The sequence below is a fragment of the Burkholderia stabilis genome (assembly GCF_001742165.1).
Lineage (GTDB): Bacteria > Pseudomonadota > Gammaproteobacteria > Burkholderiales > Burkholderiaceae > Burkholderia > Burkholderia stabilis.
In genome coordinates this window covers 324,728-346,561 of sequence record NZ_CP016444.1, presented here as the reverse complement: position 1 = coordinate 346,561, position 21,834 = coordinate 324,728, and the positions used below count along the sequence as shown (strand labels likewise).

Genomic DNA, 21,834 nt, shown 5'->3' with positions numbered 1-21,834 from the left:
GGGATAGGCGCGGGGCGCCGGATCGCGGACAATGCGTCCGCGAAGAACATTGAGGTGGGAGAGATGAACGAAAACCGGGAATTTTTGCAGTTACATGGATGCAATGGAGTGAAGCGATGAACAGGCCAGACAAGTCGTCGAAAGCGCGTGCAGCGCTCGACCAGCTGTTTTCGGGCGTTGCGCCCTCGGACGCGCAGCGCGCGTCGCGCCCGGGCAATCCGTTCGAAGCGGCGGGAGACGAGGGAGGCGCTGCTGTCGACGGTCGCGGCCGGGTCGAAGTCACGCTGTCGACCCGAATCCAGTTGCGCGGCTATCCGGATGCGAACGCGTTCATGAAGCGCATGGCCGAAGCCTGGGGGCTGGAGTGGGGGATGTACGACAGCGTCCGGGCCATCGCGTCGCTGCCCGTCGGGTGGCGCGCGCGCCGGCTTCCGGAAGTCACGCAGATCGTCGACGGGCACGACGTGCTGCGCGCCGAAAGCAGCCTGCAGGGCGGCGAGATGTCGTACCTGAAAGTGAACCCGCGCTACTACATCGACGCCCGCAAGGGGTTCGGCTGGGGCAAGTCGTCGAAGGCGTCGGACGATCCGGATCTGGACGGCCCCGACTGGAACTGCTTCGTGATCGATCGCGAAAAATCGATCGAAGTGCACGAACTGACGACCTCGTCGTTGAAGGCCGACATGGACAACGCCCGCGCGACGTTGCTGAAATGGCTCGACGAGAACTACCCCAAACATCGCGATCCTTTTGCGTACTGGACGGACTGCGAAGGGGCAAAGTAACTTCGCGCGGTCGCCCGGTGCGGCAGCACGGGCACACGTCGTCTGACCGGAGCCGAAGCGCACGCGTCGCATGCCGCTTCGATGCACCAGCCGGTCGCCACGGGGGCGGCAATTGAAACAGTCCAGTCTGGTTCCGGTTCTCTGGGCGGCGTTTGGCGCGGCTGTCGTGTCGACCGTCGTCGAGCTGCTGCTCTGGTCGATCGCCGGCGACGACACCATCGGGAACCTGTTTCGCGACGCGCGGCTGACCGCCGCCATCGTGATGGGGCGCCGCGTGCTCGGTTCGTCCGCCGGCTTCGATCCGCTGGTCATGGGTGTCGCGACACTCGTGCATGGTGCTTTGTCGCTGGCCTATGCGGCCGCGCTGGCGAAGCTGATCGGCAACCTGTCGCGCGGTGTCGCGCTGCTCGCGGGCGGCGCGTTCGGGCTCATCCTGTACGGCGTCAACCTGTACGCCTTCACCGCGATCTTCCCGTGGTTCGTTCCGGTTCGCGGCGCGATCACGCTGGTCGCTCACCTGGTTTTCGGGATCACGGCCGCGGCCACCTTCCACCTCGTGAGACGGCAAGCGCGGCCATGAGGGCCGGCGGCTCCCGCCTCCGTCATGTGCTCGGACCCCTGGAATAACCGGGCGCGCCGCACGTTTAGTCGTCAGGAGACCCGATACGAAGCGGCGGACCGCTACCGCCGCGCGATGAATCTTGCGCAAGCAAATCGATGTGCCGGGCGCCGTCAGTGGCGCCGGGAATCAAGTGGTCGGGGGCAACAATGCAGGAGCCGATCATGTGCAACTTGTTTCGATCCGGGATAGGTATCGTCTGTCTCGGTTTTTCCGCGTCCGTCTTTGCGCAAATGGCCGACGATGTGACGGACGACGGCACCTGCCGTGCGGTGGTCGCGCAAGCGGATATCGACGGTACGGAGCAGCAAATCGTCGGGCGCGCGTGTCTGCAAAGCGATGGTACGTGGCAGATCGTGCAGAGCCCCGACGGCAGCGTGCTGTGGTATCCGGCGGCGGGCTATCCGTACGCCGACCCGTGGTACTGGGGGCCGCCGCTTTTCATCGGCGCGGGCGTGAGCTTCGTCTTCGTCGATCGCTTCCGTCATTTCCATCACTTTGATCACATCGGGCATTTCAATCCGATCGAGCATCGCCGCTTTGGCACGCCGATGGGGGCCGGGTTTCATCGTGGCGCGTTCGGCGGTGGCGAGGGGCACGGGTTCGGCGGGATGCATCAATTCGGCGGCATGAGCGGGGCTGGCGGGATGCGACGGCATTAACGCGGCGTATTGGCGTATCACCGTACGGCAACCGCATCGCGCGGTCGAACGCGAATCGGCCTGAACATCCTGAGCACGCGTCACGGTGCCTGCCCGTCATCTAGCCGTCGAGCCGCCCGCGCAGGTCGTCGAACGGAATCATCACGTGCGTGCGATACGCGGGCCGTGCCTTCAGCCGTTCGTACCACGCCTGCACGTGCGGCACGCGCGGCCGCGCGATGTCGAGCTCGAAATAGCGATACAGGTGCGTGCCGGCCGCGATGTCGGCGAGCGTGATCGCGTCGCCCGCGAGAAACGGCTGCCCGGCCAGCACCGCATCGAGCGTCTGGAAGTGCTGCGCGCACTGCGCGACGCTCTGCTCGACGCGCGCCATGTCGCGCTGCTCCGGCGGCGTCCGGTAGTAACCCCGGAACACGCCGGTGAGGAACACCGGCTGCAGCGTCGTTTGCGACCAGTCCATCCAGCGGTCGGCGCGCGACTGTTCGGCGGGATCGTCGCGCCAGAAGTGCGCTCGCCCGTGACGCGCGGCGAGGTAGCGCAGGATGCTGTGCGACTCCCATACGACCGTGCCGCCGTCGTCGATCACGGGCACGCGCCCGTGCGGGTTCATCGCGAGAAATTCCGGTGTGTCCAGTACGCCGAACTGGCCGCCGGCCGGCACGTGCCGATGCGCGAGCGCCAGCTCGTCGACGAGCCACATCACCTTCTGGACATTGAATGCATTGCGGCGCCCCCATACGGTCAGCATGCCGGCCTCCTCGAGTCGCGTGAACGGGAAAGCGCCCAGTGTAAACGGCGCAGGCGCGCACCGTGGTGCGCGCCTGCCAGGCCGTCATGCAGCGACGCGATCAGAATTTGTGGCGAATCCCGACGATCGCGAGTTCCTGCGTATCGGTGCCGGAGTTCACGCCGTACGAGCCGACCGACGCCGCGGCCTTCACGGTCGCGCCGCTCGCGTTCAGCGTGTTGCCGCTCGCCTTCTGGTAGCCGAACAGCGCATACAGGTCGGTGCGCTTCGACAGCGCGTAGTCCGCGCCGAGGTTGACCTGGTTGTAGTGCGCGGAAGCCGGGCCCGTCAGCGACGTGTAGTTGTAGCCGACGCCCGCGCGCAGCGCCGGCGAGAACTGCCAGTTGAAGAACGCCGAGCCGTTGTTGAACTTCGCGTTCTGGCTGAAGGCCGACAGCGTGTCCGCGCCGTACTGCGTATTCGAATACGCGAGGCCGAAGGTCGCCGGCCCGGCCACGTACTGGCCGGCCACGCGCACGATCTGGATCGACTTCGCGCTCGAGAAGCCCTGGTTGATCACGGTGTTGAACAGCGTGTCCGAACTGCTCGACCACGAGCGCACGCCGTTCGCAACCGTCGTGCCGCCGTTCGCGTAGAAGAAGCCGGCGCCGAGCGACAGCGGGCCGTTCGCGTAGCTCGCGCCGAAGCTGTACGTGCGGCCGTTGCCGGTCGCGCCCGCGACGCCGCCGAAGCCGTACAGTGCTGCGAACTGGAAGCCCGAGATCAGCGGGCTCGTGTATTTCACCGAGTTGCTGACGCGCAGGCTGTTGTCGTAGTTGTCGAGGTCGCCCGGCGTCGCGAACACGCCGCCAAAGTAGTTGTCCTGCGTGAGGCCCTGCACCAGATCGACGACCGGATCGTACTGGCGGCCGAGCGTCACGGTGCCGTACGTGCTGCTCGCGAGGCCGACCACGGCCTTGCGGCCGAATTCGCGCTGGCCCTGGCCGAGCGCGCCGGTGCCGATGTTGAAGCCGTTCTCGAGCTGGAACAGCGCGGACAGCCCGCCGCCGAGATCCTCGATGCCGCGCAGCCCCCAGCGGCTGCCCGACAGGTTGCCGCTGCTGAACTTCACGAGGCTCGACGCGTTGCCGCCGCTCGCGTTCTGCGCGTTGTGCACGTAGGCGATACCCGCGTCGGCGATGCCGTACAGCGTGACGCTGCTTTGCGCGTGTGCGCCGGCGGCGTAAAGCGCTGCCGGCAGCGCGAGCAGTGCGAATGAGCGGATTCGTTTCATTGTTGGATTCCCCCGTTGGTCGATTTGTCTGACGAGTCGGTGAACGATACGGACAGCGCATCGTCAAGGGAACCAATAAATTGTCGGATCGTTATGAGGAAGGCGAACCATGCGATGGGTCGCCTTCCTTCCGGGCATGTCGCCTCGTCGTTGCGCCCGCAACCGATTGCGATTGCACGACGCCTACTGCGCCGCGCCCTCCGCATCCGCCGTTTCGCCGAGGAACCCGCCGCTCTGGTGCGCCCACAGCGCCGCATAGATGCCGCCCGCCTGCAGCAGCTGCTGGTGCGTGCCTTCCTCGACGATGCGCCCTTCGTCGAGCACGATCAGCCGGTCCATCGCCGCGATCGTCGACAGCCGGTGCGCGATCGCGATCACGGTCTTGCCGCTCATCAGGCCGTCGAGACTGCGCTGGATCGCGACTTCGACCTCGGAATCGAGCGCGCTGGTCGCTTCGTCGAGCACGAGGATCGGCGCATCCTTGAGCATCACGCGCGCGATCGCGACGCGCTGCCGCTGGCCGCCCGACAGCTTCACGCCGCGCTCACCAACCTCGACGTCGTAGCCGCTGCGCCCGTGGCGGTCGCGCAGCCGGTCGATGAACTCGGACGCTTCCGCGCGCACCGCCGCGTCGTGCATCTCGCGCTCGGTCGCGTCGGGGCGCCCGTACAGCAGGTTCTCGCGCATCGTCCGGTGCAGCAGTGACGTATCCTGCGTGACCATGCCGATTGCGCTGCGCAGGCTGTCCTGGGTCACGTGCGCGATGTCCTGCCCGTCGATCCGGATCGTGCCGCCGCCCACGTCGTAGAAGCGCAGCAACAGGTTCACGAGGGTCGACTTGCCGGCGCCCGAGCGGCCGATCAGGCCGATCCGCTCGCCCGGCCGGATCGTCAGGTTCAGCCCGTCGAACACGGCGCGGTCGTTGTCTTCGTGCGCGAACTGCACGTTGTCGAACACGATCCCGCCGCGTTGCACGACGAGCGGCTTCGCATCGGGCGCGTCGACCACGCTGCGCTTCTTCGTCAGCGTGTTGATGCCGTCCTGGATCGTGCCGACGTTCTCGAACAGCTCGGTCATCTCCCACATGATCCAGTGCGAATAGCTCGACAGGCGCAGCGCCATCGCGATCACGGCCGCGACGACGCCCGCACTCACTTCGCCGTGCATCCACAGATACAGCGCGAGGCCGGTCGAGCCGAGCAGCAGCAGCGTCGACAGCAGGTGATTGACGACCTCGAACGCGCTGACGAGCCGCATCTGCGCGTCGCCGGTCGCCTTGAACGCTTCCATCGCGCGGCGGGCGTGGTCGGCTTCGCGCCGCGTGTGCGAGAACAGCTTCACGGTCGTGATGTTCGAATACGCATCGGTGATGCGGCCCGTCATCAGCGCGCGCGCGTCGGCCTGCCGGCTGCCGACTGCGCCCAGGCGCGGCACGAAGAATGCGCACGCCGCGCCGTAGCCGAGCGCCCACAGCGCGAGCGGAACCGTCAGCCGCCAGTCGAAGCTGGCCGCGAGCGCGAGGATGCCGATCAGGTACGCGGCGACGCCGATCACGACGTCGACCGACATGAACAGCGCGTCGCGCACGGCGAGCGCGGTCTGCATGATCTTGGTCGTCACGCGGCCCGCGAATTCGTTCGCGTAGAACGACAGGCTCTGGTCGAGCATCAACCGGTGAAACACCCAGCGCAGCCGCATCGGGAAGTTGATCGCGAGCACCTGGTGCTTGACCATCGTATGCAGCACGATCAGCAATGCGCTGCCGGCGAGAATCGCCGCGAAACCGGCGAGCGTGCCGAAATGACGGCCGCCGAATTCGGCCGGCGTCGCCGACGACAGCCAGTCGACCACGCGCCCCATCATCGCGAACAGCGCGGCTTCGTAGGCGGCCAGCGCGGCGGACGTCAGCGCGATCAGCAGGATCCAGCTGCGCGCGCCTTTCGTGCACGCCCACACGAACGAGAAGAATCCCTTCGGCGGCGTGACGGGATCTTCGAGCGGGAAAGTCGGCAGGCGCCGTTCAAACCACGAAAACATGGGAACCTCTCCTTGATGTGGCCGCGCCGATCGGCGTGGCCCGTATTGCCGGTTTCATGCGCGGCGCCCGGTGCGCCGCCGTGTTGCACACGTGTTCATTGCGCGCGGACCCACGCTTCGATCGCGCCGAGCGTGCCGGGCGCGTACGCATGCCGCCCGAGCGCCATGTACAGCCACGTCTTCCACTTCGGCCAGTCGGATTCGAGCTGGTAGTCGAACCAGCCGGCGCGCAGCAACGCATGCGTTGCGCCGGGCACGACCGCGACGCGCCGGTCCGGCCGGTTCGCGAACGCATGCACATAGGTATTCGCCTCGTCGACCGGATCGACATTGCGGTCCTGCGCGCCCCACACGGCCAGCACGGGCCCTTGCATCGTCGCGAGCGCCTGCGATGAATCCTCCAGGTAGTTGCGCGCGATGAAACCGAACCGGCGCGGCTCGATGTCGGGGCGCCGGCGCGGATCGGCCGGCGCGTCTGCCCGACCGAAGATTTCGTCGTTGTCGCGTCGCTCGGCGGCCAGTGTCGCATCGATTCGATCCGGCTGCAGGCCGGTTGCCTGGAGCTGCTGCCGCGTCAGGTAGGTGCCTTGCCGGCGCCAGCTGACGGCGCCGCCGACGATCACCGAGAACGCGGGCCGTACGGCGTTGGCCACGCGCGGCACGACCCAGCCGCCTTGCGAGAAGCCGAGCAGGCCGACCTTGTGCGCGGGGCCGGCGGCGGCGCGCACGCGCGCCATGGCCGCGATCGTTTCGTTCGCGCGGTCCTGCATCGATTGCGCGAGCCAGTCGCCGCCGCTCCTGCCGGTGCCCTGCTTGTCCCATGCAAATACGCCGATGCCGGCGTCGAGCAGGCTGTTGACGAGCGGCAGCATCGCGTCGTCCGCGAAGCGCGTGCGCGGCCCGTCGCCGTGGACGAGCAGCACGATCGGCGCGTCGGGCGCATGGGCCGGCAGCGCGAGCGTGCCGACGAGATCGGCGCCGCCGGCATGGAACGTGAGCGTCGATACGTCCGCGCCCTTCAGCTCGAAATCGGACAGGCCGCGCAGTACAAACGCGGTGAGCGCGGCGAGCACGAGCAGGACGAATGCGATGCCGGCAATGACGACGCGTTTCAAGGGGCCCTCCGGCCGGTGGTGTGGGACGGGGCCGCCAACCTGGCGGCGGCGCGTGTGAATCGCGCCTTGACGCTGGCGAGACGTCCCGATGATAATAGATCGACTAATCAGTCTAATAAATATTTTAGTCCTCGTCGAGCACGGAGTTCCCGTTGAGAAAGATCGATCCTGAAAGAGTGGAAGCAAAGCGGCGCCAGATCCTGGATGCCGCGATCGACTGTTTTGCGCGCGACGGCTTCCACGCGACGTCCACGGCCGCGATATGCAAGGCGGCCGGCATGAGCCCCGGCAACCTGTTTCACTATTTCCCGACGAAGGCGGCGATCATCGAGGCGATCGCGCAGGACGACCAGCGCGAGATGGCCGAGCTGTTCGCCCGGCATGCGGACGCCGACGATGCACTGGCCGCGATCGAGGAGATCGCGCTGGGGTTGATGGAGTGGTCGAGCGATCCCGTCTACGCGCGCATCAGCATCGAGATTGCGGCGGAAGCCACGCGCAATCCGGATGTCGCCGCACTGTTCGCGGCGAACGAGGCGCAGGTGAAAGGGCGGATGGTCGCGCTGATCAAGCGCGGCGCCGCGCAGGGGCGGATCGACGGGAGCCTGAAGCCCGATCTGGTTGCCACCTGGCTGCTGGCGCTGGCGGAAGGCGCGGTCTGCCGGGTCGTGTTCGAACCGGGATTCAAGCCGCGCGCGCATCGCGCGATGCTGCGCACGATCATCCAGCGGATGATGCGGCCCCAGTGAGGAGGGCTGCCGGGGATTCGCTTACGCCGACGGATGGGGTTGAGTCCCTGGTTCCTGCTTCAACGCCGAAGCAATTTCCATCGCCGTTTTCTGCAACTCGGGCACATAGCGGCGCGTGGCGTCTGCGAGACTGACCGCGCGTGACAGGAAGACGATATTGAGACTCGCGATCACGCGTTCGTCTGCACTGATCGCGACAGCCACCGCACCGATTTTCGCCTGTGCGGCCCAGTCGCCGTGATTCGATCCGAAACCATCCTCGCGCACGCGCCGGATCAGCTTGCGCACGAGCGCATCGTTTCTCGCGAACGCCTGTTGCTCTTCGCCGCCCGCGCCGGAGCGCAACAGTTCCAGAATGTCCTCGCGCTCCTCGTCGGGGCACATCGCGAAGTAGGCGCGGCCCGCCGCCGTCAGCAAGATCGGCAAACGCCGCCCGACCATCGCGCGATGAAACGACAGCCGGCTGAAGCGATGCGTCGTCTCGCGGATGATCATCGCGTCGCCATCGGGCGTGGTCAGATCGGATGGCCACGCAACGCGCTGCAGTAGCTGCCCCATGATCGGCGGCGCCACGGTCGCGATGCGCTCGGTATCGGTGAAACCCTCGCTCAACGAACGCACGGCGAGCGTCAGGCGAAAGCTGTCGTCCGATGTGCTGCGGCGCACGAACCCTTCCTCCATCAACGTTTCGAGCAGACGGCGCACCGTGGTGCGATGCAGGCCGGTCAGATCGGCGATCTGTTGACTCGTTGCGCGTCCGTCTTCCATCGCGTTCAGCGCGCGCAGCACCTGAAGGCCGCGCGCCAGCCCGCGCACGTTCGTGTAGGTCGTCACGTCAAAAATTCCATTGAAATCAATCGTGTGCATTCTATGCACATTCTGGAGATTTTGTTGAGAGCGTGTTCGGCGGTCCATAAACTGCATTCATAAGCTGAACGACCGGGAGCCAGGCGCTTCGCCGGTTCAGCACATCGGACAAGCCCAGTCAGGAGACAAGCATGCGCCCCGCCTTTGAACCGGCGGCCGGCAACGGCCGCGCTCATCCTCGCGAAACGACACACCGTTCGATCGACGCCGATGTCGCCATCATCGGCGCAGGCCCGGTCGGCCTGATGATCGCGAACATTCTCGGCCTGCAGGGCGTGCGCGTCGTCGTGATCGAGAAGCTCGCGCAGATCATCGACTATCCGCGCGCCATCGGCCTCGACGACGAAGCATTGCGTGTATTCCAGTCGGCCGGCCTGGTCGACGCGCTGCTTCCGCACACCACGCCGAATCACTGGATGCGCTTCACGCTGAAAGGGAAGTGCTTCGCGTCGATCGAACCGCGCACCGACGAGTTCGGCTGGCCGCGCCGCAATGCCTTCATCCAGCCGCTCGCCGATCAGATTCTGTATCGTGGCCTCGAGCGTTTCGACACTGTGTCGACGCTGCTTGGTCACAGCGTCGACAGCTTCGCGCAGGACGCGCGCGGGGTGACCATCGACGCGACCGACGCGCACGGCGTGAAGACAACGATCCGCGCCGCGTACATGGTCGGCGCGGACGGTGGCAACAGCCTGGTGCGCCGCACGCTCGACGTGCCGTTCGAAGGCCGCACGAAGCCGAATCAATGGATCGTGATCGACGTGCGCAATGATCCGATCGGCTCTCCGCATGTCTATCTGCATTGCGACGCGCGGCGTCCCTACGTGTCGGCGGCGCTGCCGCACGGCATCCGGCGCTTCGAATTCATGGTGATGCCCGGGGAGACGGAGGCGGAGCTGTCGAAGCCGGAGAACATGGCGGCGATGGTGCGCGGGGTTGTCGACGATCCTGACAAGGTCGACTACATTCGTCAGCGGGTCTATACGCACAACGCGCGGCTCGCGAGCACGTTCCGCGTGAAGCGCATCCTGCTCGCGGGGGACGCGGCGCACATCATGCCGGTGTGGCAGGGACAGGGTTACAACAGCGGCATTCGCGACGCGAGCAATCTCGGCTGGAAGCTCGCGATGGTCGTGAAAGGCACGGCGCACGACGCGCTGCTCGATACCTACACGACGGAACGGCGTGCCCACGCGCGCTCGATGATCCACCTCTCGGAAGTCGCGGGCGATATCTTCGCGCCGACGAGCTTTTTCGGGTCGAAAGTGCGCGACGCGTTCGTGCGCTGTTTCGACATGCTGCCTTCCATGAAGCGCTACTTCGTCGAAATGCGCTTCAAGCCGATGCCGCGCTATGAAGAGGGCGTCGTGCTTCTGGCGCGACGCGAGCGGTCCGAAGGCCTGCTCGCGCGCCTGATCGCGAAGCGGGGGCACGGCGCGTTCGGGCGGCTGGTCGGCCTGATGAGCGAGAAGCGCGAATCGCTGATCGGGCGGATGGTGCATGGCCGTGATGCGCAGGCAGGCACCCCCGTCGGCCGCATGTTCATCCAGCCGCGCGTGCGTCTCGCCGATGGCGGCATCGTCCGGCTCGACGATGCGATCGGCAATCGCTTCGCGATCGTGGGTTGGGGCACGGACCCGACCTTCGGCCTGACGCCCGAGGCGCGCCGCATCTGGCGCGCGCTTGGGGGATGCTTCGTGCTCGCGAAGCCCGACCCGCAGCTCGCCTTCCACGATGACGTGCCCGACGGCGTGATCGCCCTAGGCGATGTCGACTCGCGCCTGCGCGACTGGTTCGCGGGCGTGCCGGAATCGGTCGTGCTGTTGCGGCCGGACCGCTTCGTGGCAGGCATGTGCTCGCCGCAATGCGTATCGGATTGCGTGTTGCAGCTCGCACAAAGGCTGGCGCTTGCGATGGCAACGAGCGCGACGGCCAGCGACGCGACGTTCGCGCATGCCGCCGACCCGGTAGGAGCCTGAGATGCCGATCCATCTCGAATGCATGTCGCACACGCCGCTGCACGGTTATTTCGATCCTGCGCCGGCAGTCGTCGCGGAAGTCGAGCGGGTGCAGCGCGCGGCGCGCGAACGGGTCGACGCGTTCGATCCGGAGTGGGTGATCGTGTTCGCGCCGGATCACTACAACGGATTTTTCTACGACGTGATGCCGCAGTTCTGCATCGGCGTAGCGGCGACGGCTGTCGGCGATTTCGGCAGCGCGGCCGGCCCGTTGCCCGTCGCGCGCGATGTGGCGCTCGCGCTCGCCGATGCCACGCTCGCAAGCGATATCGACGTAGCCGTGTCGTATCGCATGCAGGTCGATCACGGCTGCGCGCAGGCGCTCGAGGTACTCACGGGCGGCATCGACCGCTATCCGGTGGTGCCCGTCTTCATCAACTCGGTTGCGCCGCCGATGGCGTCGTGCCGCCGCGCCCGTTTGCTTGGCGATGCGATCGGCCGTGCCGTCGCGCGCATGAACCGGCGCGTGTTGCTGATCGGCTCGGGCGGTATCTCGCACGAACCGCCGGTGCCTGAAATCGCGGGTGCGGACGACATCGTCGCGGAACGGTTGATCGCGGGGCGCAACCCGTCGCCGGAGTCGCGCGATGCGCGGCAATCGCGCACCGTCGCGGCGGCCAAGGCATTCGCGGCGGGTGACAGCCGCCTGCATCCGCTCAATCCAGCCTGGGACCGCATGTTTCTCGAACTGCTCGAACGCGGTGAACTCACCGCCGCCGACGGCCTCACGAACGAAGCGATCACGCGTGATGCGGGCAAGTCCGCGCACGAGATCCGCACGTGGGTCGCCGCGTTCGGTGCGCTGGCGGCGAGCGGCCCATACGCGGCATCGATCGATTACTACCGCGCGATTCCAGAATGGATCGCGGGCTTTGGCGCGATGCATGCGCGAGAACGGGCCCTTTCCAGGAGATAGAGCCATGTCGGATGACAACAGCATTGTTTCGATGGCCGCGCGCCTGCGTGAAGCGCAGGCCTCGCGCCGGCCGATCGCGCCGTTGCGCGATACGTGTGACGAAGGCGACGCGACACGCGCCTACGCGATCCAGCAGATCAACAACGACTTGCGCGTGACGAATGGCGAGCGGGTCGTCGGCAGGAAGATCGGCCTGACTTCGCCCGCGGTGCAGAAGCAACTCGGCGTCGATCAGCCGGACTTCGGCGCGTTGTTCGCGTCGATGGCTTACGGCGACAGCCAGCCGATGCCGCTTGCCTCGTTGATCCAGCCGAAGGTCGAAGCGGAGATCGCGCTCGTGCTCGAACGCGACCTGACCGCCGAAAAACACACGTTCGCGGATCTGATCTCCGCGACCGCGTATGCGGTGGCCGCGATCGAGGTCGTCGACAGTCGCATCCGCGACTGGGACATCCGGTTTTTCGACACCGTGGCGGACAACGCGTCGAGCGCGCTGTTCGTGCTCGGCAGCCGGCCGGTCCTGCTGCGCGATATCGAGCTGACCGCGTGCGCGATGACGCTCACGCAGGACGGTGAAGTCTTTTCACGAGGCAATGGCGGCGCGTGCCTCGGCAATCCGCTCAATGCGGCGGCATGGCTCGCGGACCGGATGGTTCGGCTCGGCACGCCGCTGCGTGCGGGCGACATCGTGCTGACGGGCGCGCTCGGCCCGATGGTCGCGGTGAAGGCGGCCGGCACCTATACGGCGCATATCGAAGGGCTCGGCAGTGTGCGCGCCAGTTTCAGCGAATGACGGACGGAGACATTCCCATGGCAACAGACAACACCCGGTGCAAAGCGGCGATCATCGGATCCGGCAACATCGGCACCGACCTGATGATCAAGATCATGCGTCGCGGCAAGCATCTCGACGTTGCGGCGATGGTCGGCATCGATCCGGCCTCGGATGGCCTCGCGCGCGCCGCGAGACTTGGCGTGGCGACGACGCATGAAGGCGTGGAAGGGCTGGCGCGCCTGCCCGTGTTCGACGAGATCGACTTCGTGTTCGATGCGACGTCCGCCGGCGCGCATGTGAAGAACGACGCGTTCCTGCGCACACTCAAGCCCGGCATTCGCGTGATCGACCTCACGCCCGCCGCCATCGGCCCGTACTGCGTGCCGGTGGTGAACCTCGACGCGCATCTCGATGCGCCGAACGTGAACATGGTCACGTGCGGCGGACAGGCGACGATCCCGATGGTCGCCGCCGTGTCGCGGGTCGCCAAGGTGCATTACGCGGAGATCGTTGCGTCGATCAGCAGCAAGTCGGCGGGGCCCGGCACGCGCGCCAACATCGATGAGTTCACGGAGACGACGTCGAAGGCGATCGAAGCGGTCGGCGGCGCGGGCAAGGGCAAGGCGATCATCGTGCTCAATCCGGCCGAGCCGCCGCTCATGATGCGCGATACGGTCTATGTGTTGTCGGAAGCGGCAGACCGGGCGCTGATCGAAACGTCGGTCAGCCGGATGGCCGCTGCGGTCCAGGCCTATGTGCCCGGCTATCGCCTGAAGCAATCCGTGCAGTTCGACGACATCCCCGCCGATGCGCCGTTGCATATCCCCGGACTCGGCCATTTCAGCGGACTCAAGACCTCGATCTTCATCGAAGTGGAAGGTGCGGCCCATTATCTGCCGGCCTACGCGGGCAATCTCGACATCATGACTTCCGCCGCGCTGGCAACGGCCGAGCGCATGGCCGCGTCGCTTGTGAACGCCTGAAGCAAGGAGCACTCGATCATGGACAAGAAACTCTATATCTCCGACGTGACGCTGCGCGACGGCATGCACGCGATCCGTCATCAGTACTCGATTCAGAACGTGCAGGACATCGCCCGCGCGCTGGACGAGGCGAAGGTCGACAGCATCGAGGTCGCACATGGCGATGGCCTGCAGGGTTCGAGCTTCAACTATGGCTTCGGCGCGCACAGCGATCTGGAGTGGATCGAGGCGGTCGCCGACGTGGTGAAGCACGCGACAATCGCGACGCTGCTGCTGCCCGGCATCGGCACGATTCACGATCTGAAGGCCGCGTACGACGCGGGCGCGCGTGTCGTCCGTGTCGCGACCCATTGCACGGAAGCGGACATTTCGAAGCAGCACATCGAGTATGCGCGCGGCCTCGGCATGGACACTGTCGGCTTTCTGATGATGAGCCACATGACCACGCCCGACAACCTCGCGACCGAGGCGAAGAAGATGGAAAGCTACGGCGCGACCTGCGTCTACGTGGTCGATTCCGGCGGTGCGATGAACATGAACGACATCCGGGCGCGCTTCAGGGCGCTCAAGGCGGTGCTTCGTCCGGAGACCCGGACGGGCATGCATGCCCATCACAACCTGAGCCTCGGCGTCGCCAACTCGATCGTTGCGGTCGAGGAGGGGTGCGACCGCATCGATGCGAGTCTGGCGGGCATGGGGGCGGGAGCGGGCAATGCCCCGCTCGAAGTGTTCATCGCGGCGGCCGAGCGCCTTGGCTGGCATCTCGGCACCGATCTCCATCGCCTGCTCGATGCGGCCGACGATATCGTGCGCCCGTTGCAGGACCGGCCGGTGCGCGTGGACCGCGAAACGCTCGCGCTTGGCTATGCGGGCGTGTATTCGAGCTTCCTGCGGCATTCCGAAGTCGCGGCGCAGAAGTACGGCCTGAAAGCCGTCGACATTCTCGTCGAGTTGGGCAAGCGGCGCATGGTGGGCGGTCAGGAAGACATGATCGTCGACGTCGCGCTCGATCTGAAGAAGCGCGAAGCACGCGCCTGAACCATCCGTCATGCCACGCGCCATGAAGAGCGCTGCATCGTTCAACCTGGAGACATCAATGAAAACGTCAACGGCTTCCCCCCGCGCGCCGGCGGTGCCATCACCATCGGCCTGTGCCTCGCGGTCGCGCTTCTCGAAGGGCTCGACCTGCAATCCACCGGCATCGCCGCGCCGCGCATGGCGCGCGAATTTCATCTCGCGCTCGCGCAGCTCGGCTGGGCATTCGGCATCGGCGCGCTCGGCCTGCTGCCGGGCGCGGCGATTGGCGGCAGGCTCGCAGATCGCATCGGCCGAAAGCGCGTGCTGATGATGTCGGTCGCGCTGTTCGGGATATTTTCGATTGCAACGACCCAGGTGTGGGATCTGCAGAGCCTGCTCGTCGCGCGCTTTCTCACGGGCCTCGGTCTCGGTGCTGCGATGCCGAACCTGATCGCGCTGTGCGCGGAAGCGGCGGCGCCCGGACAACGCAGCACGGCAGTCGGCGCGATGTACTGCGGCATGCCGTTCGGCGCGGCGCTCGCGGCCGTGATCGGCATCGTCAGCCCGGGCGCCGAGGGCTGGCGGCACATTTTCTATGTCGGCGGGATCGGGCCGCTGCTGACCTTGCCGCTGCTGGCGCTCTTCTTGAAGGAGTCGACGCACTTCGTCGCGGCGAGCCAGGGTGCGACCCGCGAGTCGAAGGGCGGCATCGTGCGCGCGCTCTTCAGTGACGGGCGCGCGGTGACGACCATCGCGCTGTGGATCAGCTACCTGGGAACGCTGATCGTGCTGTATTTCCTGATGAACTGGTTGCCGTCAATGGTGCTCTCGCGCGGCCTCACACCGGTACAGGCAAGCATCGTGCAGATGATGTTCAACATCGGCGGCGGCGTCGGCGCGATCGTGATCGCAGGGCTGATGGATCGCATGGGCAAGCGGCCGGTCGTGGTCGGCATGTATGCGGGCATCGCGATTGCATTGCTGGCGCTCGCCGGCGCGACGGGCAGCGTGTCGATGGCATGGGGTGGCCTGCTGGCGGGGTTGTTTCTCGTTGGCACGCAGTCGGTGCTGTATGCGCTTGCCGGTGCAACGTATCCGACGCGGGTGCGCGGTACGGGCGTCGGCGCAGCGGTGGCCGTCGGCCGTGTGGGCTCGATGGTCGGCCCGCTGATCGCGGGGCAACTGCTGGCGTTGGGCCAGAGCGCGTCGATGCTCGTGATCTCGAGCATTCCGCTCATCGTGATCGCGGCGCTCGGCGCGCTCGCCGTGGTCGCGAAATCTCCGCGCGAGTCGGCCAACGGCTCGCACACACTTGGAACCGAATCGATCTGACGAAGGACATCGACATGACTGACACCGTGATTCATACAGAGGCCGCGACCAGCAAGTTCGTGAACGTGATGGAGGGCGGCACGGAACTGCGCGTGCACTACAACGACACCGGCGCAGGGTCGGAAACGCTGGTGCTGCTGCACGGTTCCGGCCCGGGTGCGAGCGGCTGGGCCAACTTTTATCGCAACGTCGACGTATTCGCTCGCGCGGGCTACCGTGTGATCCTCGTCGACTGTCCCGGCTGGGGCAAGAGCGATTCGATCGTCTGCACCGGCTCGCGCTCCGACCTCAACGCGCGTGTGCTGAAGGGCGTGCTGGATACGCTCGGCATCGAACGCGCGCATCTCGTCGGCAACTCGATGGGCGGGCATAGCGCGGTGGCATTCGCGCTGTCGTATCCGGAGCGCGTCGGCAAGCTGGTGCTGATGGGCGGCGGCACGGGCGGGCCGAGCCAGTTCGTGCCGATGCCGACCGAAGGGATCAAGCTGCTGCAGGGACTGTATCGCGACCCGACGCTCGAGAATCTGGAGAAGATGCTCAACGTCTTCGTCTACGACGCGAGCACGATGACGGAAGAGTTGATGCAGACGCGGCTCGAGAACATGCTTGCGCGGCGCGATCATCTCGAGAACTTCGTGAAAAGTCTGGCGGCCAATCCGAAGCAGTTTCCGGACTATGGTCACCGGTTGAACGAGATCAAGTCACCCGCGCTCGTGATCTGGGGGCGCGATGATCGTTTCGTGCCGATGGATGTGGGCTTGCGGCTCGTGTGGGGCATGCCGAATGCTCAACTGCATGTATTCGGGCGATGCGGGCACTGGGCGCAGTGGGAGCATGCGGACGCGTTCAATCGCATGGTGCTCGACTTTCTGCAAAACTAGGCGGGCCGGCACTCGCGGTTGTCGCGGGTGCCGCGCCTCTTTCTTGCAAGCAGGTGATGGCGGCGGCACGTTCAGGGAAGCCGGGTTCGTCGAGTTGCCCGCGGAATGCGTACGTTCCGTTCGGACTCTGAAGGCTTTCACTCAATGGAGCCGGCAGGGCACGGACATCCAGTCCGATGCGTATGAGCCCACGTCGAGAGATTGCACGGTCTTGTTACCGACGAGTGCTCATGGTGTTGCCGCGATCGTTTGCACGATCGAACGCCCCCCTGTTTGCTTTCGCATTCGCCTGTTATCCGGCGCATCCGGTCAGATGGCTGCGCGCCGGCCACCCCATCGAGCATCACAAGGAGTCGGACATGAGCGCAGCACCCGGAGAGGGCGCAGGTGCCAGTGGACCCAGCAAGCTGCAACTCGCCACCATCGTCGCAGGGGCGGCAATCGGCATGGCTTTGGGTTATGCCCCGATATTCAACGCGACAGCCGGCGTATTCGCGCCCGTCGTGCTGCGTGAATTTCATTGGACGCGGGAACAGGCGGCCATGTCCTACGCGGCGTCAATGGGCGGGCTCGCTGTGGCTAGCCCGTTCATCGGCATGCTGATGGATCGTTTTGGCGTGCGCCGGGTGATTCTCGTCTCGGCAATCGCGTTCAGTCTTGCGGTGGCATGCATGGGGCTGCAGAGCGGCGCCATCGGCGCCTGGATTGCGCTATCGCTGGTGATCGGTGTGTCGGGTGCCGCAACGTCGGTGCTCGGCTACCTTGCGATCCTGCCGCAGTGGTTCGACCGGCGCCTCGGGCTCGCGACGGGGTGCGCGATGGTCGGACTCGGTGTGGGCACGGCAGCCGCGCCAACGGTCACCCAGCACCTCATCGCGGCGTTCCACTGGCGCCACGCCTACCAGATCAGCGCGTGCGTGTCGCTCGCGGGCTCGCTCCTTGCGTATGCGCTGATCAGGGAACGGAAGGTGGCGCCGCGGCCACGAAGGGACGATCGCCCTGCCGACATCGCCGGCGCAGAGCCGTCATTCTCGGCGGTCAAGCTCGGCACGATCGTCGTGGTCGCTTTTCTCGCTTCGAGTGCGACACTCTCGCTCAATCCGCATTTGCCGGTGCTGTTGGCGGATCGCGGGTTGTCGCCCGGGGCGGCAGCGAACTGCGCGTCGCTGATCGGCGTCGGAATACTCATCGGGCGCCTGATTTCCGGTGCGCTGATCGATTACCTTCATGCGCCGCTGGTCGGCGCGGGTTTCCTGCTCGCCGGCGCGTCGGGGTACCTGCTGCTCATGAACGCAGCGTCCCTGCCATCCGTGCTGCTCGCGTGCGCCTGCATCGGCCTCGCGATAGGAGCGGAGGGGGACTTGCTGTCCTATCTGGTCCGCGCCTATCTGGGGCTGAGACGTTTCGGCCTTCACTATGGCATCGCGTTCGCGGGCTACGGTTTCGGCGCAGTCGCAGGCCCGCTCGTGGCTGGCCGCTACTTCGACCTGTATCGCAACTACGCGTTACCGCTCCGGCTCGCCCCGATCGTGCTGGTCATCGCAAGCGCGCTGCTCATCTCGCTCGGCAAATATCGCACGTTGCGATCAGGTCGACCGAAGGGCAGGTTCGCGAGCGCCGACACCTGAATGGAAGGGGCGGCCGCGGACAAGCATCCGTTGCTGACCCGGAGGCGACGCACACGAGAAAGCGGGGGCACCGGCATCCGGCGCCCCCAACTTTTTCTTACCCCGCCGCCAGTCGCGGGAACAGATGTTCCGCGTTGCCGCGATAAATCGCGTGTCGCTGCGCTTCCGTCAGCGGAAACGCTTCGAGCATTCGGGTGAAATCGACCGACCGGTCCTTGTTGGCATACGGCCAGTCGCTCCCGAACGTAATCCGGGACGGGTCGGCGAATGCAAGCAACGCCGGTAGCGCGTAGGGGCTACTCGAGAGCGCCGTGTCGAAGTAATAGCGCCTGAGTCGCGCCAGGCCGCCCTCGGTGCTGCTGTCGGGCGACACGACACGCGCAATTCGCTGTGCTGCGTAGGGGATGAACCCGCCTGCGTGCGACAGTATGAATTTCACGTCAGGAAAGCGCTCGAGCCAACCGGCTTTCGCAATGTTGATCGCCGCCCGAGTCGTGTCGAGAAGAAAGTCTGCCGCATACGGGGGAATCCCGGGCACCGGCTCGCAGGGCAGGTCGCCAGGGTGGATGAAGACGACTGCCTGACGTCGGTTCAGCTCGTCGAACAGCGGCGCCCAGGATTCATCACCCAGGTACGTGCCTCGTACGCTACTGATCAGCACCACGCCGTCCGCACGGAGCGTATCCATCGCATAGGCCGCCTCCGCGATCGCGCCTTCGACATCCGGGAGCGTCAGGGTCGCGAAGAACCCGAAGCGGCCGGGGTGTCGCGAGACAACGGCGGCAGTGAATTCGTTGACCTCACGTGCTTTCTCGCGCGCCTCGATGTCATCGCCAAGATGAACCCCCGGCGTCGATACGGAGAAAATGCCCGTTGCCGTACCTTCCGCTTCCATCAGATCGAGCGCCCCTGCTTCGCTCCAGTGCGGGATCGGAAGGCCTCCCGCCGTGATGCCGCGACTTTCCAGCCATGCTGCGTAGGATGGCGGCACGATGTGATGGTGTGTATCGATTTTCGTGAGCATTTCGCATCTCCTGTTTGTGTGGCGCGGCGCGAGGTCTTCGCGCGCTCGGTGGATCCTCCACACCAGTCTAAGGACGCCATCAGGACCGTCAAATTATTCTCCGGCGTGTGCAAGGAGTGCACCGACAAACCGCTTTCGGTGTCGATCATCGATCGCGACGGAGGGTGACGATGGGGGTACCGCGGCGGGGAAAATCGACGTGATGACGGCATGGGCGCGGTGGAGCGATGCTGATCGCTTGCCCGTTCTTGCTGACCGAGGTTTCGCCGGTGTCACGCGATGGCAGGCCGTTCCGGTTCGCGGGCCGCGCTGCGATGGATGATTGCGGCAGCTCATCCGGGTTGCCTGTCGTCGTTTGCGTCAGGTCCAACTGTTCCCGGTTCGATTCAGGCTGCGTACGACGGGCTGGTGGATCCGTCCGGACGAATGGGGAACGCCACGGATGCGCGAAGCAATGGGCGCCCGCGCGTGGCGGCACATGGATGTCAGGGTTGGTGACGCTATTTGATGCGAACAATCCGTCTGCACGAAACGATCGCGTTGAATTCGGGCAACGCGTTCATTCTCACGCGGCTTGCGTCGCCGCCGATCGGCTGCTCCGCCTGATGGCGTGCCGCGAGGCGGTTGATCACGACCGGGCGTCGGGTTGCTTCGCCGCACGCACACGCCCTCGCTCCAGCAGGGACGTTTCAGGCGGCATGACCAGCGTCAGTTCGTCGAGCACGAGTCGCTGCGCTTCCGCTCCATCGACACCCAGGCCGCGCAGAATTGCGGCAACGATCTGTTCGGGCGATTCGGCCACCTTACCGTTTTCGGTGAATCGATGAATCGTCGTGAGCGCGGTTCCGGCAATCATGTCGAGCGCCAGCTCGACCGTCACGCCCTGAAATCGGCCGGTCGCCAGGCCTTGCTGGATGTGGACCGGCAGGTACACGTAGATCAGGCTGCTCGGGCCGACGGCATGGACGCCAGCTGCCGAAATGAAGCGTGCAAGCAGCGGATAGGCACGTGCGGCATACAGAAACATCCGGACGCCGCACGCAATTCTTCGGGCCGGATCTTCGTAGGCGCCCACGACCGTTTCGATCAGGCGGAGCAGCTCGTCGTTGAGCTCCTGCGTCACCGCTTCGAGCAGTTCCTCGTTGGTACGGAAGTAGTTGTAGAAGGTGCCTTGCGACACATCGGCTGCCGCGATGACGTCCTGGATGACGCTGGCGCCAATCCCTTTCTCGGCAAAAACGAGCATCGCGCTTTCGATCAGCCGCGCGCGCATCCGTTCGCGGCGCTGCGCAGCAACGCGGGTCCGATGATCAATGGTCGTGGATTCACTCATGTGCCGATTATACGGTGCGGCTTACGGATGCCCGACCGGCGGCTAGGTAAAAACGAGTATATTGTCATAATGACAGTAATCTCATTACAATGAATCAAACCTAGCGAAATCAGGAGCAGTCGACGCCATGGACACCCCCTCCATCACGCATGCAATGCGCCAACGCACCGTCAAGGTCGGCACGCGGCACGTTTTTCTATCGGAAGCAGGCGAAGGGCCCGCCGTATTGATGCTGCATGGCGGTGGGCCGGGCGCATCGGGCCTGTCGAACTACGCGCGGAACATCGACGCGCTCGCGCGCCATTTTCGGGTGCTGGTGCCCGACATGCCGGGGTTCGGTCAGTCCACGAAAGGCGTCGACCGCAACGATCCATTCGGCGATCTCGCGGAAGGCATGCTCGGCATGCTGGACGCGCTCGGTATTCCGAATGCGCACGCAATCGGGAATTCGCTCGGCGGAGCCTGTGCACTTCGCATGGCGCTGGAGCGCCCTCAAGCGGTGGGCCGGCTCGTGTTGATGGGCCCCGGCGGCGTCAATACGACGCGCCAGGTTCCCACGCCCGGCCTCAAGCGTTTGCTGAACTATTACAAGGACGATGGCCCGAGCCTCGAGAAGCTCACGACGTTCATTCGCGGCGATCTCGTGTTCGACGGCAGTCTCGTGCCGCAGTCGATGATCGAGGAACGCTTTCGGGCCAGCATCGACCCGGCAGTCGTCGCGAGCCCGCCTTTGCTGGGCCCCAAGGGCATCCCGAAGTTCAGCAATCTCGACTTCACGCGGGATGCGCGACTGGCATCCGTGCGCAATCCGACGCTGGTTTTGTGGGGCGTGGATGACAAGGTCAACCGGGCCAGCGGCGCGTACGCGCTCCAGAAGCGCATGCCGAACTGTGATGTCTACCTGTTCAGCAATACCGGACACTGGGTGCAGTGGGAGCGGTCGAACGAATTCAACGCTGCCGTGCTGGCATTCCTTGCGCAGGGCGATGCGAAAGCACGCGTCGTCGCTGCCCGCTGATCGAGGGAGACGTCATGCCGACTATCGTTAGTGCGCGGTCACCCACAAGCAGCT

At 65.6% G+C, this 21,834-nt stretch carries 20 protein-coding genes; 13 read left to right on the top strand and 7 right to left on the bottom strand.

The genetic code is table 11. The features are described from left to right. The first annotated feature begins 116 nt into the window (after positions 1-116). The 3 genes from BBJ41_RS34190 (at position 117) to BBJ41_RS34180 (ending at position 2,066) form a co-directional block, all read left to right on the top strand. Positions 117-785: a nitroreductase gene (locus BBJ41_RS34190; RefSeq protein ID WP_069750753.1), complete on the top strand. Its 669-nt coding sequence runs from the start codon at positions 117-119 to the stop codon at positions 783-785. Positions 786-855: 70 nt separating this feature from the next. Further along, positions 856-1,365 carry a sodium:proline symporter gene (locus tag BBJ41_RS34185; RefSeq protein WP_418222332.1) on the top strand — a complete coding sequence of 170 codons (510 nt, stop codon included), beginning with the start codon at positions 856-858 and terminating at the stop codon, positions 1,363-1,365. Between the two features lie 203 nt (positions 1,366-1,568). Next, positions 1,569-2,066, top strand: a complete 498-nt coding sequence (locus tag BBJ41_RS34180) for a hypothetical protein (RefSeq protein WP_069751446.1) — start codon at positions 1,569-1,571, stop codon at positions 2,064-2,066. Between the two features lie 100 nt (positions 2,067-2,166). On the opposite strand, the gene BBJ41_RS34175 is transcribed toward BBJ41_RS34180, so the two are convergent. The 4 genes from BBJ41_RS34175 to BBJ41_RS34160 form a co-directional block, all read right to left on the bottom strand. After that, positions 2,167-2,814: a glutathione S-transferase family protein gene (locus BBJ41_RS34175; RefSeq protein ID WP_069750751.1), complete on the bottom strand. Its 648-nt coding sequence runs from the start codon at positions 2,812-2,814 to the stop codon at positions 2,167-2,169. 100 nt (positions 2,815-2,914) lie between these two features. Continuing rightward, positions 2,915-4,087, bottom strand: coding sequence for a porin (locus BBJ41_RS34170; RefSeq protein WP_069750750.1), 1,173 nt, complete (start codon positions 4,085-4,087; stop codon positions 2,915-2,917). Between the two features lie 183 nt (positions 4,088-4,270). Beyond that, on the bottom strand, positions 4,271-6,124 hold the full coding sequence (locus BBJ41_RS34165; protein ID WP_069750749.1) for an ABC transporter ATP-binding protein: 1,854 nt from the start codon (positions 6,122-6,124) through the stop codon (positions 4,271-4,273). A 95-nt stretch (positions 6,125-6,219) separates the two neighbouring features. Then, a complete protein-coding gene (locus BBJ41_RS34160; protein WP_069750748.1) occupies positions 6,220-7,239 on the bottom strand; it encodes an alpha/beta hydrolase family protein in 1,020 nt (339 codons plus the stop codon). A 152-nt stretch (positions 7,240-7,391) separates the two neighbouring features. On the opposite strand from BBJ41_RS34160, the gene BBJ41_RS34155 reads away from it, so the two are divergent. Further along, positions 7,392-7,988 carry a TetR/AcrR family transcriptional regulator gene (locus tag BBJ41_RS34155; RefSeq protein WP_069750747.1) on the top strand — a complete coding sequence of 199 codons (597 nt, stop codon included), beginning with the start codon at positions 7,392-7,394 and terminating at the stop codon, positions 7,986-7,988. Between the two features lie 21 nt (positions 7,989-8,009). Here BBJ41_RS34155 and BBJ41_RS34150 read toward each other — a convergent pair whose 3' ends face one another. Continuing rightward, entirely contained in the window at positions 8,010-8,822 is an 813-nt protein-coding gene (locus BBJ41_RS34150) for a DNA-binding transcriptional regulator (RefSeq protein WP_069750746.1), read from the bottom strand. Positions 8,823-8,986: 164 nt separating this feature from the next. On the opposite strand from BBJ41_RS34150, the gene BBJ41_RS34145 reads away from it, so the two are divergent. The 8 genes from BBJ41_RS34145 (at position 8,987) to BBJ41_RS34110 (ending at position 18,405) form a co-directional block, all read left to right on the top strand. Further along, complete coding sequence (locus tag BBJ41_RS34145; RefSeq protein ID WP_069750745.1) at positions 8,987-10,834, top strand: bifunctional 3-(3-hydroxy-phenyl)propionate/3-hydroxycinnamic acid hydroxylase; 1,848 nt, start codon at positions 8,987-8,989, stop codon at positions 10,832-10,834. A gap of 1 nt (position 10,835) precedes the next feature. Beyond that, positions 10,836-11,789, top strand: coding sequence for a 3-carboxyethylcatechol 2,3-dioxygenase (locus BBJ41_RS34140; RefSeq protein WP_069750744.1), 954 nt, complete (start codon positions 10,836-10,838; stop codon positions 11,787-11,789). 4 nt (positions 11,790-11,793) lie between these two features. After that, positions 11,794-12,582, top strand: coding sequence for a 2-keto-4-pentenoate hydratase (gene mhpD / locus BBJ41_RS34135; protein WP_069750743.1), 789 nt, complete (start codon positions 11,794-11,796; stop codon positions 12,580-12,582). 17 nt (positions 12,583-12,599) lie between these two features. Further along, the gene (locus BBJ41_RS34130; protein WP_069750742.1) at positions 12,600-13,547 is read left to right on the top strand and encodes an acetaldehyde dehydrogenase (acetylating); all 948 of its coding nucleotides are present in this window, start codon (positions 12,600-12,602) and stop codon (positions 13,545-13,547) included. A gap of 15 nt (positions 13,548-13,562) precedes the next feature. Further along, entirely contained in the window at positions 13,563-14,585 is a 1,023-nt protein-coding gene (gene dmpG / locus BBJ41_RS34125; RefSeq protein WP_335651226.1) for a 4-hydroxy-2-oxovalerate aldolase, read from the top strand. 54 nt (positions 14,586-14,639) lie between these two features. Continuing rightward, positions 14,640-15,896, top strand: a complete 1,257-nt coding sequence (mhpT, locus tag BBJ41_RS34120) for a 3-(3-hydroxy-phenyl)propionate transporter MhpT (protein WP_069750740.1) — start codon at positions 14,640-14,642, stop codon at positions 15,894-15,896. A gap of 14 nt (positions 15,897-15,910) precedes the next feature. After that, positions 15,911-16,777, top strand: coding sequence for an alpha/beta fold hydrolase (locus BBJ41_RS34115; protein ID WP_069750739.1), 867 nt, complete (start codon positions 15,911-15,913; stop codon positions 16,775-16,777). Between the two features lie 359 nt (positions 16,778-17,136). Beyond that, on the top strand, positions 17,137-18,405 hold the full coding sequence (locus BBJ41_RS34110; protein WP_069751445.1) for an MFS transporter: 1,269 nt from the start codon (positions 17,137-17,139) through the stop codon (positions 18,403-18,405). Positions 18,406-18,502: 97 nt separating this feature from the next. Here BBJ41_RS34110 and BBJ41_RS34105 read toward each other — a convergent pair whose 3' ends face one another. Both BBJ41_RS34105 and BBJ41_RS34100 read right to left on the bottom strand, forming a co-directional pair. Next, the gene (locus tag BBJ41_RS34105; protein ID WP_069750738.1) at positions 18,503-19,429 is read right to left on the bottom strand and encodes an amidohydrolase family protein; all 927 of its coding nucleotides are present in this window, start codon (positions 19,427-19,429) and stop codon (positions 18,503-18,505) included. Between the two features lie 628 nt (positions 19,430-20,057). After that, the gene (locus BBJ41_RS34100) at positions 20,058-20,762 is read right to left on the bottom strand and encodes a TetR/AcrR family transcriptional regulator (protein WP_069750737.1); all 705 of its coding nucleotides are present in this window, start codon (positions 20,760-20,762) and stop codon (positions 20,058-20,060) included. A gap of 127 nt (positions 20,763-20,889) precedes the next feature. Here BBJ41_RS34100 and BBJ41_RS34095 point away from each other — a divergent pair, with 127 nt between their 5' ends. Further along, a complete protein-coding gene (locus tag BBJ41_RS34095; RefSeq protein ID WP_069750736.1) occupies positions 20,890-21,780 on the top strand; it encodes an alpha/beta fold hydrolase in 891 nt (296 codons plus the stop codon). Positions 21,781-21,834 lie beyond the last annotated feature (54 nt).